Annotated in this window: 10 protein-coding genes; 3 read left to right on the forward strand and 7 right to left on the reverse strand. The window is 68.1% G+C overall.

Going from position 1 to position 11,811, the window contains the following annotated elements; all coding sequences use genetic code 11:
* Positions 1-8: 8 nt before the first annotated feature.
* Positions 9-1,304: an L-rhamnose catabolism isomerase gene (gene rhaI, locus ACE3T2_RS09180; RefSeq protein WP_374656821.1), complete on the forward strand. Its 1,296-nt coding sequence runs from the start codon at positions 9-11 to the stop codon at positions 1,302-1,304.
* Positions 1,305-1,378: 74 nt separating this feature from the next.
* Complete coding sequence (locus tag ACE3T2_RS09185) at positions 1,379-2,164, forward strand: DeoR/GlpR family DNA-binding transcription regulator (RefSeq protein ID WP_374656822.1); 786 nt, start codon at positions 1,379-1,381, stop codon at positions 2,162-2,164.
* Here the strand turns inward: ACE3T2_RS09185 and ACE3T2_RS09190 are convergent.
* The 5 genes from ACE3T2_RS09190 to ACE3T2_RS09210 form a co-directional block, all read right to left on the reverse strand.
* Entirely contained in the window at positions 2,161-2,655 is a 495-nt protein-coding gene (locus ACE3T2_RS09190) for a hypothetical protein (RefSeq protein ID WP_374656823.1), read from the reverse strand. The two genes, ACE3T2_RS09185 and ACE3T2_RS09190, sit on opposite strands and share 4 nt — an antisense overlap.
* A 154-nt stretch (positions 2,656-2,809) precedes the next feature.
* The gene (locus tag ACE3T2_RS09195) at positions 2,810-3,046 is read right to left on the reverse strand and encodes a hypothetical protein (RefSeq protein ID WP_374656824.1); all 237 of its coding nucleotides are present in this window, start codon (positions 3,044-3,046) and stop codon (positions 2,810-2,812) included.
* Complete coding sequence (locus ACE3T2_RS09200; RefSeq protein WP_374656825.1) at positions 3,043-3,474, reverse strand: helix-turn-helix domain-containing protein; 432 nt, start codon at positions 3,472-3,474, stop codon at positions 3,043-3,045. The genes ACE3T2_RS09195 and ACE3T2_RS09200 overlap by 4 nt, the downstream gene beginning before the upstream one ends.
* 174 nt (positions 3,475-3,648) lie before the next feature.
* Positions 3,649-6,249: a TonB-dependent receptor gene (locus ACE3T2_RS09205; RefSeq protein ID WP_374656826.1), complete on the reverse strand. Its 2,601-nt coding sequence runs from the start codon at positions 6,247-6,249 to the stop codon at positions 3,649-3,651.
* A 218-nt stretch (positions 6,250-6,467) separates the two neighbouring features.
* Complete coding sequence (locus tag ACE3T2_RS09210; protein ID WP_374656827.1) at positions 6,468-7,082, reverse strand: TetR/AcrR family transcriptional regulator; 615 nt, start codon at positions 7,080-7,082, stop codon at positions 6,468-6,470.
* 209 nt (positions 7,083-7,291) lie between these two features.
* Between ACE3T2_RS09210 and ACE3T2_RS09215 the strand changes: the two genes are divergently transcribed.
* Complete coding sequence (locus tag ACE3T2_RS09215; protein WP_374656828.1) at positions 7,292-8,863, forward strand: carboxylesterase/lipase family protein; 1,572 nt, start codon at positions 7,292-7,294, stop codon at positions 8,861-8,863.
* Here the strand turns inward: ACE3T2_RS09215 and ACE3T2_RS09220 are convergent.
* Both ACE3T2_RS09220 and ACE3T2_RS09225 read right to left on the reverse strand, forming a co-directional pair.
* The gene (locus tag ACE3T2_RS09220; protein WP_374656829.1) at positions 8,860-9,909 is read right to left on the reverse strand and encodes an alpha/beta hydrolase; all 1,050 of its coding nucleotides are present in this window, start codon (positions 9,907-9,909) and stop codon (positions 8,860-8,862) included. The two genes, ACE3T2_RS09215 and ACE3T2_RS09220, sit on opposite strands and share 4 nt — an antisense overlap.
* Positions 9,910-10,023: 114 nt before the next feature.
* On the reverse strand, positions 10,024-11,712 hold the full coding sequence (locus ACE3T2_RS09225) for an AMP-binding protein (protein ID WP_374656830.1): 1,689 nt from the start codon (positions 11,710-11,712) through the stop codon (positions 10,024-10,026).
* Positions 11,713-11,811: the final 99 nt, after the last annotated feature.

The following is an 11,811-nucleotide window of genomic DNA, read 5'->3' on the forward strand; positions in this document are numbered from 1 at the left end:
TCCGCGCCGTGACCACCAACCCGCCGCTCGCCGCCGACCGGATTCAGGCCCACAACGCCGCGCGCATGGACGCGCTGCGCGATGAGTACGACAGCCTGGGCCGCGCGCTCGCCCGCCGCGGCGCCGACATCGAAGCGATCAAGGCCAAGGTCGCCGAGTTCTCGGTGGCCCTACCAACCTGGGGGAGCGGCCGCGGCGGCACCCGCTTCGCCAAGTTCCCCATGGCGGGCGAGCCGACGAACATCCATGAGAAGCTTGCCGACTGCGCGGTGGTCCAGCAGCTCAGCCAGGTGACGCCCCGGGTTTCGCCGCACTTCCCGTGGGACAAGGTCAGCGACTACGGCGCCCTGCGCGAGGAGGCCGCCAGCCTCGGCCTCGGCTTCGATGCGATCAACTCCAACACCTTCCAGGACCAACCCGGCCAGGTCCACTCGTACCGCAGCGGCAGCCTCAGCGCCCAGGACCCGGCGGTCCGCGCCCAGGCTGTCGCTCACAATATCGAGTGCATCGAGATCGGCGAGAAGCTGGGCGCAAAGGCGCTGACCGTCTGGGTCGGCGACGGCTCCAACTTCCCCGGCCAGCAGGATCTTGGTCGCTCGCTTGATCGCTATCTCGAGGCCGCCGCCGAGATCTACGCCGCTTTGCCCGGAGACTGGCGAATGCTGCTGGAACACAAGATGTTCGAGCCCGCCTTCTATTCGACGGTCATCTCGGACTGGGGATCGAGCGTTCTGGCCGCCCAGACCCTGGGGCCCAAGGCGCATTGTCTGGTTGACCTCGGCCACCATGCGCCCAACGTGAACATCGAGCAGATCGTCGCGCGACTGCACCGCTTCGGAAAGCTGGGCGGCTTCCATTTCAATGATTCCAAGTACGGCGACGACGATCTCGACTCCGGCTCGATCAACCCGCACCAGCTGTTCCTGGTGTTCAACGAGTTGGTGGAGGCCGAACTGAATCCGCGCGAGGGCTTCGATCCCGCCTATATGATCGACCAGTCGCACAACGTCACCGACCCGATCGAAAGCATGCTGTCCTCGGCCGAGAGCATCGCCCACGCCTACGCCAAGGCGGTGCTGGTCGACCGTGGCGCGCTGCACGCCGCGCACGAAGCCGACGACGTGATGATGGGCTTCCAGGCCCTGCGCCAAGCCTATCGCACCGACCTGACGCCGGTCCTGGCCATGGCGCGTGTCGAGGCCGGCGGCGCCGTCGATCCGCTCAGCCTCTATCGCGAGCTGCGCTGGCGCGAGCAGAAGGCCCAGGAGCGCAAGCCCGTCGGCCTGGGCGCCGGCATCGTCTGACGTTTCCTGATCAATCTTGATTGCGCCGCATCGAGAAGCGGCGGAGATTGGCGCCGGAACCATCCGGGGGAAACATGCACGCCACCGAGCGCGAACGGCTCATACTGGACCTGCTGCAGGCGCGCGGCTTCATCGGGTTCCAGGAGCTGGACCAGAAGGTGGACGCTTCCCCCGCCACCATCCGCCGTGATCTGGAGCGCCTGGCCGGCGAAGGCCGCATCGAGCGCGTACGCGGCGGAGCGCGGCTGGCCGGGCCGGTCGAGACGGCCGCGGCCGACCGCCCACACCTGCGCGGCGTGCCCTTCCACGAGAACATCGCCCGCCACACCGCCCAGAAAGAGGCCATCGGCCGCGCCGCCGCCGAGCTATGCCATCCGGGCGAGGCGGTGATCATCGACGGCGGCTCCACCACCCTGCAGATGTGCCGCCACCTGGAGCCGCTGGAACTTCAGGTCCTCACCAATTCTCTGCACATCGTCAGCGCCCTGTTGCCCCAACCCAACACCCGCATCGCGATTCCGGGCGGCTCGGTGTTCCGTGAACAGAACATCGTGCTCAGCGCCTTCGAGGACGACGGCGTCAGCCGCTACCACGCCAGCAAGATGTTCCTGGGCGCCGAGGCAGTCGGCCGGCACGGCATCCTCCAGAGCGACATCCTGCTGGTGCAGGCCGAGCGCCGACTGCTGAGCCGGGCCGACGAGCGCATCCTGCTCGTCGACTCCAGCAAGTTCACAGCCTCGGCCGGGCATCTGGTCTGCGGACTGGACGAGATCCATGTGCTGATCACCGACGACGGCGTTTCGCCCGAACATCGCCGCATGTGTGAGGACGCCGGGGTGCGGGTGATCGTCGCCGGCTAGGAGCCGACGAGACGGCGCAGGCCGTGCAGGAACTGGCGGACGTCCGCCTCGAGACCGCCGACCGCCCCCGCTGAAGCCTTCGCCGCGACCAGCGACGCCTCCAACTCCGTCAGCCGCCAGCCCTCGTCCGGTGACAAGGGCAGGCGGCGCGCCTGGCGCAGCAGCACGAGCAGCTCGTGCGCGCGCCGCACGACGGCGAAGGCCTCCGACATCGGCCCCAGCAGGCCGGGCTCGCCTCGCCAGCTGCGCCCGTCGAACAGGTCCTGGGTCACCCGCTGGCCGGCGCCCAGGCAGTCGTAGCCGACACAGCCGGCGAACCCGCGCCGGGCGCGCGCGGTATGGATGGCGCAGCGGCCCGCCTCCGTGAGATGCCCGCACGCCGCGCCCGCCGGCTTGTCGAACGCGAACAGCACGCCGCGGTCGAAAGCCAGGGCCACGCAGCACAGCGCCGCACAACGCCCGCAGTCGGGGCGCAGGTTGATCTCGGTCATGATGGAACCCCGCAGCGCAGGCGCTGCGGCGCGCGTCACGGCGACGGCGCTCGAAGGACCTGCGGTACGGGAAAAATTCCCGGCCCCGCTGAGGGGACGGTCAGACAGGCCGCAAACCTAAGCGATGGGCGCGCAAGGGCCAAGCCCCTAGCTCCTAGACTGGCCGTCCCGGCCAAGGCGCCTGCGGAATGGCGAGGTCGCCCGCGTCCATCCGGGTCAGAAGGTCGAGAGCCGCTTCACGCACCGCGCGATCTTCCGAGGTCAGGTCTCCCGCCAGCTCGGCGAGCAGGGTGGCCGCAGCATCGTCCAACACATCATCGTCGATCCAGCGCGCCAGCGACCGGACAAGATGTTCGGCCGCGCGGGCGCGCAGGTCCAGCGGACCGGTCATGGCGCATCCCCCGCGGCAGCGCCGCCGCCCGGCGCAAGCGGCTCCACGCTTGCCTCCATCCAGTCGAGCGCGCGCTCCAGGCTAGCCGGCGGCAGGGATTGGAGGCGGCCGAGCAGACGCGTTAGGCGCTGATTACCGGCCAGCAGATCCCACAACCGTCCCTCGGGATCCGACGCGGCGGCCGGCAGCAGCGCGGCCGACGGCGCGTCGAGAATCTCGGCGAAGCGGCAGAGCATGCTGGCCGACAGCCGGCTCTTGCCGGTTTCGTACTTCTGAATCTGCTGGAAGGTCAGGCCCGCGGCCTCCGCCAGCGCCGCCTGGGTCATGGCCGCCGCCCCTCGCAGCGCGCGTAGGCGCAGGCCGATCTCCCGGTCGACCTCGCCGGCGCGCCGGATCGTCGCCTCGTTGCTCGTTCCCGCGTCGGTCACCCGTTGCGCACCCCTTTCGGGATCACATTAGGACAGATTAAGACTCATATTAAGAACTATTTGCATCCAAATTGGTCGGCGCGCGCCCCCCAAAAAAAAGAGGGCGGAGCCGATCGGCTCCGCCCAAGACCCGCGGGGGAAACATGCGCCGGAGGCCCGGCGCAGGCAGGTTGGTCAGAACTTGACGTCCAGGGTCAGGTAGAACGACCGCGGCTGGACGGTGATGATGTTGAGGAACTGGTTCGGATCGGCCGCCAGGCGGGCCGGCGTGAACCCCTGGCGGTCCAGAGACGACGTCAGACCGCCGCCGGACGCCCAGCTCATCACCCCTTCGCTGTTGAAGAGGTTGTTGACGTTGGCCGACAGCCGGACTTTCGGCGTCACGTCCCACGACCCGCCGACGTCGACCTGGTGGAAGCCAGGCAGGTCGAACGTGTTGTAGCGGTTGGCGGCGCGGTCGCCGAGGTAGCGCCAGGTAGCGAAGACGCTGACCGCGTCGATCGGCCGCCAGGTGGTGGTGAGGGTGGCCGAGATCTTGGCGCTGTTGTCAGCCTTGCCATCCGGCACGCGCACCAGCACGTCGTCGGCCTCGCCCGGGGTGTTGGCGATCCAGGTGGCGAAGTTCTTCGACTTCGGGTCCTGCAGGGTCGCCTGGAGCTGGAGCGACAGGGTGTCGGTCGCCTCCCAGCCCGCGTCCACCTCGACGCCCCAGGTCTCCATGGTCGCGAAGACCGGCGCCGGGTTGTAGGTGCTGCCGTCGGCGCGGTTGAACACCTGCACCGAGCCGACATTGCTGAGCTTGCTGTAGAACGGGTTCAGGGTGACCTGGATGCGATCGAACACCATCCGATGGCCCAGCTCGACCTGGAAGATCTCCTGGGCGATCGAAGGGGTGTTGGCAGCCGCGGCGGGCGTGTTGATGGCCGAGTAGAAGCTTAAATCCGGCGCCTTCTTGCCGCTGGAGACCCGCAGATAAGTGCTCTGCTGATCGTTCCAGCGATAGGTCGCGGCGGCGGAATACGAGGTGAAGTTCATGCTGCGGTCATAGGCGACCGGCGCGCCGAGGCCTTGGCGGACGTTGTCGTAGAGGGTGTTCGGATTGCCGTCGAGGCCGCCGGGAAGCTGGCTGGCGGCGGGCGCGCTGGTCCAGTTGGCGCCCTTGTTCTCGATGCGCTCATAGCGCAGGGCGCCGTTCAGTGTAATGGCGTCGGTGAGATTCCAGTCGCCGCCCGCGAACAGCGAGGCCTGGACCTGCTTTGCACGGGTCAAGGTGGCCGAGACGCGGTTGCCGATGGAGCCGTAGCCGTCGGGATCGGTGACCTGCTGGATCACGCCTGCCGGAGTGGTCAGCGTCACGACCATATTGGTCGGCCGGTCGGCGATCGGCGAGACCGCGACCCCGGCGCCGCCGGTGACGTTCTCGACGTCCGAGCGGGCGTAGAAGGCGCCGAGGGTCAGGCTTCCGGACTCGAACTTCCGGGTGACCGACACCTGGTCCATCACCTCCTCGACCTTCGGATTGTAGAACAGCGCCGCCTGGGACAGCACGCCATTCGCCAGCACCGACTGGTTCGGCAGGTTGTTCGTGACCACGGTCGCCGTGCCGCCGACGCGATTCACCTGGGCCAGGAGCGCGCCGGTCTTGGCGTCGCGATAGGTGTAGAGGCCAGGCGCGGTCGTGCCGACATAGGCGGCCAGGATCGGATCGGTGAGCGACACCGGGAAGATCACTCCGCCCGAGTTCCAGTCGAGTTCGTTGCGAGAGATGCGCAGCGAATTGCTCAGGCTCCAGCCGCCGCCGAAGTCGTGGTCGATCCGGGCGCCGAAAGACGCGGCCTTGGCATGGGCGAGATTCTTGCCATCCCAGGTTCGCGGGCCGGCGCCGGCGTAGGGCTCAAAGCTGTGGCTGGTGGGCGCAGGCAAGAAGCTCGTGTCATTGCCGAGTTCTGCGACCACCTTCGGATTGTTGAAGTTGCGGGCCGGCAGGAACTCGAACCAGCCGTTGTGGTCATTCAGGTACTTGCCGAACAGCTGGATGCGGCCGGCGCCGTAGTCGTAGGTCAGGTTGCCCTTGACCTGACCACCGCTGTTCATGTCGTAGCCGGGGTCCCGCGCGCCGCGGCTCTGGCGGTAGAAACCCGAAAGGCTGTAGGCGAGACCGGTCTCGCCGATCGGCCCGGCGAAGTAGGCGTCGCCGCGATAGTAGGGATTGGCGCCCTCGCCCTCAGCGCCAAACTTCAGGCGGATCTCCCGCTCAGCTTCCACGCCGCCCTTGCGCGAGATGTAGTTGAAGATCCCACCCGGCGCGTTCGGACCGGTGACCGTCGCGGTGCCGCCCCGCAGCGCCTCGACCCGGCCGAGGCCGATGTCCGGGCGCAGGAAATAGTCAGGCCCGTAGTTGGTGAAAGTGACATTGGTCACCGGCAGGCCGTCTTCCTGCAGCGAGACGTAATAATAGCCCCCCGCCGCCTCGACCGAGTTGGCCGATACGCCGCGCGAATAGACGATGTTGCGGATCTCGCCGAGCGCGGAGTTCACATAGACGCCAGGGACCGCCTTAAGCAGATCGGCGGCGCTGACCGGGGCCGCGCGCTCCAGTTCCTCGGCGCCGATCACCGAGACGGCGACCGCGGACTTGCCCTTGCTGGCTTCCGAAAGAACCCCGGTGACGATCACTTCGGCGACCTCGTCGCCCTGCGCGGCCTCGGCGTGAGCCTGCGCGCCGAGGCTCGCCGCCAGGACCAGGAGCGAACCGCCAACCAGCAGTCGGTGCATGGAAATCCCCTTTTTGCGTTTCCCGCAGCGCCGTCCGCGGCGCTCTTTTTCTTGAAGCCCGACAGGCCTCATGACCGCTGACTAACCTCAATTTTGATCACAAACAATCACTTTTGAGTGTAATTGATTACATATCAATCAATTTCAATCACCGCGTCGTACCCGAAGAGGCGCGGCCTGCTCATCGCGCAGGGTTCGGTTCCGTGGGGCTCGGCGGCTCAGCGCGCCGGAGGCAGGTCGCCTTCGTAGAGGACGCGCAGGAAGCGTTGCAGAAGCACGATCGACTGCTCGAGCTCGGCGCGGTCCTTGACCAGCATGAGGTCGATGGAGAGGCCCCGCACGGCGGCGACGAACAGCCGCCGCATAGCGTTGAATTCGGGAATGTCGGGCAACTGCGCCTCCCGCAGGATCGCCTCGACCGTCCCCTTGGAGACCGCTTCGATCTGACGCTGAAGGGGGGCCAAACGGGCGGCGAGTTCAGGATCCGAGCGAGATCCCATCATGATCTCCAGCACCGCCATGGCCGAGGGGCGGGTGAAGGCGTCCCACATCATTTCGGGGAACTTGTAGAACCGCTCGCGCGGGGAGACCGCGCTCATGCCCCGCTCGCGGTATTCGTTGGTCTCACGCGAATAGACGTCGCTGACCACAGCCAGCATCAGATCCACCTTGGTCGGATACTGGTGAAGCATGGCGCCACGGCTGACGCCCGCCTCCTGGGCGATCAGCCCGCTGGTGGTGGCGCCGTAACCGAGCCGGTGCAGGACTGCGATCGCGCCGTCGATCAGCTTGCGCTGTGTCTCGGCGCTGCGTTGCGCCTGAGTTCGGCGCACGACGGCTGCACGCCGCGGCGCCCTGCCCCCGCGCGCCCGCACCGAACCTGCCTGCGCCTTATCGCCCGCCAAATCCGATTCCCCGCGCCCGTCGCCAATGTAGCCCTGCTTCACCCGCAATGTCAGCGCAGACAACGGGCGGCGCACAATGGCTATGTACATACGGGATATCCTGCTTGTAAATGTCGCGACAGCAGGGACGAACGGGGATGAGCATGTGGGCGGGATGGATGGCGGCGGCGGGCATGACCTTGGCTGGGGCGGCCTGGGGAACCGAAGCGCCGCAGGTGCGGCTTGACACCGGGCTTGCGGCAGGGGTCTCGGCTGGCGACATCGACATCTATCGCGGCCTGCCCTACGCCGCGCCGCCGGTCGGCGACCTGCGCTGGCGCGCACCGCAGCGCCCGGCCCCCTGGCAGGGCCTGCGGGACGCGAGCGCTTTCGGCCCTGCCTGTCCGCAACGCGGCCCGCAGGGCGTCGCCGACATTGTCGCCTATGGCGCGGCGCCGGAACCGACCAGCGAAGATTGCCTGACGCTCAATGTCTGGGCGCCGGCCAGGGCGGCCGCGTCCCCGGCGCCGGTCATGGTCTGGCTCCACGGCGGCTCCGGACGCATGGGCTCAGGCGCGCTGCCCTACTACGACGGCTCGGCTTTCGCGCGCGACGGAGTGGTGCTGGTCACGGTCAACTACCGCCTCGGACACCTGGGCGCCTTCGCCCACCCGGCCATCACCCGCGAGAACGGGCCGAAGGGGGCCTACGGCCTGATGGACCAGGTCGCTGCCCTGCAATGGGTCCAGCGCAACATCGCCGCCTTCGGGGGCGACCCGAGGAACGTGACCATCTTCGGCGAGTCCTCGGGCGGCATCAGCGTGCTGACCCTGACCGTCATGCCCTCGGCGAAGGGCCTGTTCCACAAGGCCATCGTGCAGTCGGGCGGCGGCTGGTACCCGCCATTCGGCAAGGCCGACCAGATCGAGGCGGCGGGTGAAGCGGTGGCCCGCGCGGCCGGCGCCCCGGCGAACGCCAGCGCCCAGCAGCTGCGCGCCCTGGACGCCAGGGCGGTCGCGGCCGCCACCGGCGACGCCCAGACCTATCCCGACAAGACGTTGCTGCCCGAGCCCCAGACCATCGCCGTGGACGCCGGACGCCATGCGGCCGTGCCGCTGATGATCGGCTCGAACAGCGGCGAGGACTCTCTGCTCGATTACGGCGGCGGCATGGCTCGCGCCAAGGCGGCGACCAAGGCCAAGGACCTGGCCAAGCTGCGCAAGGTCTACAAGCTCGATCCGTCTCAGGACGAAATGGCCATCCGCTACAGCCTGAGCGATGGCCTGCTGGCGGCGCCGGCCCGCTGGGTCGGCAAGCGCTGGTCGAAGCATGCACCCGCCTATGTCTACTATTTCGATCACGTCGACACCGCCGACCGCGCCCGGCGCGAGCGCGCCGCCCACGGAGCGGAAATCTACTACGTCTTCCAGACGCTCGGCCTGCAACCGCTCGATCCGCCTGCGCCCTCCGAGGCCGACCGCAGGCTGGCGGCCGAGATGCACGCTCGCTGGGTCGCTTTCGCGCGCACCGGTTCGCCCAATATGGCGGGCGCTGCGCCCTGGCCCGCCTACGAGCCGCGGAAGGACGAAGTGATGGTGTTCGGGCCGGAGACATCGGCCAGCCGCCACGCCTTCCGCAAGCCGGTGCTCGACTGGCACGAGCGCCGCATGGCGCCGCTGATCTTCCTTCTGCGGATCAAGACAGAAATCGAGCGCCTGTTTCGCTTCTAGCGGCCCTTCAGCCGCTCGCGCCAGAAGGCCGCGGCCTCGTCCATCGCCGCCTTGCCCTCGGGCGCCCCGGCCATGACCATCATGCCGGGGAAGGCATGCGGCATGCCCTCGTAGAGCTCCAGGCGCGACTCGCTCCCCGCAGCGCGGATGGCGCGATGCAGCCGCACCATGTCGCTGATCAGGATCTCCTTGGTGCCGCCCTGGATCAGGGTCGGCGGATAACCCTTGGAGAAATCGCCATAGACCGGCGAGACGTAAGGATTCTTCTGGTCGGCCGGGTCGGCGTAGAGGTCGAAACCCGGCTGGACATTGCCGGGCGGCAGCACCGGATCGGCCTGGGCCAGGGTCACGTAGGTGTCGCCGGCGCGGGTCAGGTCGGTGGCCGGCGAGATCAGGATCAGGCCGGCCGGCATCGGCAGGCCCTGGTCGCGCAGCTTCAGGGTCGCCGCGGCCGTCAGATTGCCACCGGCGCTCTCCCCAAAGATGCCGATCGAAGCGGGCTTGCGGCCCTGCGCCAACAGGGCGCGATAGACCGCGACCACCTGGTCGGTGGCGATCTTCCAGTTTCCTTTCGGCGCCACCGCGTACTCGATCGAGAACACCCGCCGGCCAGTGGCGTGCGCCATGATAGCCGCGCCGCGCAGGCTGGAATGGATGCTTCCGTAGATGAAGCCGCCGCCGTGCAGGTAGATCAGCGCCGTACCGTCGTCGCGATAGTCGCGCGGCAGCACCTCCAGCACCTTCACCCCGCCCAATTCCTGCTCGGTCGTGGTCAGGCCCAGGGCCGTCAGCGGCGCATTGCCTGCGTCGGCCGCCTTCTCCCCAGCCAGGTAGCGCGCCTCGATCTCGGCGCGGGTGCGGGCGATCTGCTGATCCGCGGTCAGCACGAAGGGCCGGTAGCGGGCGTAGAGCGCCGCAGCTTCCGGCGAGACGGTGCTCGGCACATAGGCGCGCAGCGGATCGGCGGGCGCCGACGTCTGCGCCGTGGCGCTCGCAGCGCCCAGCACCGCGTATCCTGCGATCACAGTTGCCGACAGCGCACGCATGGTTCCCCCTCCTGGCTTCGGCGGCGGATACTGAAGAGCAATTTACAAGCAGGCAAGACTGCTTTTATCTAAACGTGGGCGCAGTCTGTCCTCCGGGCCGGGTCCACGCTCGTCTCAGGCGGTCTTGGCTTCCATCAGATGCAGTTCCTCGACCATCGCCTTGCGGATCTCGAACTTCTGGATCTTGCCGGTGACGGTCATCGGGAATGCGTCCACGAAGCGGACATAGCGGGGAACCTTGTAGTGGGCGATCTGGCCCTTGCAGAAGGCGAGGATCTCCTCGGGGCTCGCGCTCTCTCCGGCCCTCAGCTTGATCCAGGCGCAGATCTCCTCGCCGTACTTCGGGTCGGGCACCCCGACCACCTGCACGTCCTCGATCTTCGGGTGGCGGAAAAGGAACTCCTCGATCTCGCGCGGATAGACGTTCTCGCCGCCGCGAATGACCATGTCCTTTATGCGCCCGACGATGTTGCCGTAGCCTGCCTCGTCCAGCACGGCGAGGTCGCCGGTGTGCATCCAGCCTTCGGCGTCGACGGCCTCGGCGGTCTTTTCCGGGTCGTCCCAGTAGCCGAGCATCACCGAATAGCCGCGGGTGCAGAGCTCTCCCGCCTGGCCGCGCGGGACGATTGCGCCGTCCGGCCCCACGATCTTCACCTCCAGATGCGGCTGCACCCGGCCGATGGTCGAGACGCGGCGATCCAGGGCGTCGTCGACCGCGGTCTGAAACGAGACGGGACTGGTCTCGGTCATGCCGTACGCGATGCCGACCTGCGTCATGTGCATTCGGTCGATCACCTTGCGCATCACCTCCACCGGACAGGGCGAGCCCGCCATGATCCCGGTGCGCAGCGAGGAGAGGTCGAAGCGCTCGAACTGTGGATGCTCGAGCTGGGCGATGAACATGGTCGGCACGCCGTGCAAGGCGGTGCAGCGCTCGGCCTCCACCGTGTCCAGCACCGCCAGCGGATCGAAGGCGTCAGCCGGATAGACCATGGTCGCGCCGTGGACGCAGCAGGCCAGGTTGCCCATCACCATGCCGAAGCAGTGGTAGAGCGGCACCGGGATGCACAGCCGGTCGCCCTCGCGCAGGCCCATCGCCAGCCCGACGAAGTAGGCGTTGTTGAGGATGTTCCGGTGCGACAGCGTCGCGCCCTTGGGCAGGCCCGTGGTGCCACTGGTGAACTGGATATTGATCGCCTCGTTGCGGTCGAGGCGCGGCCCTATCTCAGCCAGGGCCGCGTGCTCGGCCTCGCCCGCCAGGCCTGCGACGTCCTCGAAGGCCAGCCAGCCGGGCCGCGGCTCACCGCCGATGCGGATCACGCTCTTCAGCATCGGCAGGGCCGGCGAAGCCAGAGCGCCGGGCGCGCAGGCGGCGATCTCCGGCGCCAGGGCCTCGGTCATGGCCAGATAATCGCTGGACTTGAAGCGGGCGGCGCAGATCAGCGCCTTCGCCCCCACCTTGGCGAGCGTGTATTCGAGTTCGGAAGTCCGGTAGGCCGGGTTGATGTTGACCTGGATCAGGCCGGCCCGGGCGGTCGCGAACTGGGCGATTGTCCATTCGGCGCAGTTGGGCGCCCAGACTCCGACGCGGTCGCCGGGCTCAAGGCCGAGCGCCAGCAGGCCGGCGGCGAAAGCGTCGACCTGCCCGGCGAATTCCTTCCAGGTCAGGCGCACATGCTGATGGCGGCTGACCAACGCCTCGACGTGGGGCCAGCGTTCGGCCGCCAGAGCCAACGCCTGGCCGATGGTGTGCTCCAGCAGGGGCGGCTGCGCCGCGCCAGCGACCACGCTCGAAGTGTCCACGATTTCCTCCTGGAGGCTGCGCGCTTTCCGGCCGGATCGTCGCACCAAGGCCGCGGCGCCCGCTACCTCGGAATCTCCATCGAACCGTCTGGACGCGTG

Origin of the sequence: Phenylobacterium sp., assembly GCF_041919955.1 — a bacterium.
Lineage (GTDB): Bacteria > Pseudomonadota > Alphaproteobacteria > Caulobacterales > Caulobacteraceae > Phenylobacterium.

Bases quoted from the DNA above. Each gene is read 5' to 3' on its own strand.
- ACE3T2_RS09185 (WP_374656822.1), top strand. From the start codon at position 1,379: ATGCACGCCACCGAGCGCGAACGGCTCATACTGGACCTGCTGCAGGCG.
- ACE3T2_RS09190 (WP_374656823.1), bottom strand. From the start codon at position 2,655: ATGACCGAGATCAACCTGCGCCCCGACTGCGGGCGTTGTGCGGCGCTG.
- ACE3T2_RS09195 (WP_374656824.1), bottom strand. From the start codon at position 3,046: ATGACCGGTCCGCTGGACCTGCGCGCCCGCGCGGCCGAACATCTTGTC.
- ACE3T2_RS09205 (WP_374656826.1), bottom strand. From the start codon at position 6,249: ATGCACCGACTGCTGGTTGGCGGTTCGCTCCTGGTCCTGGCGGCGAGC.
- ACE3T2_RS09215 (WP_374656828.1), top strand. From the start codon at position 7,292: ATGAGCATGTGGGCGGGATGGATGGCGGCGGCGGGCATGACCTTGGCT.
- ACE3T2_RS09220 (WP_374656829.1), bottom strand. From the start codon at position 9,909: ATGCGTGCGCTGTCGGCAACTGTGATCGCAGGATACGCGGTGCTGGGC.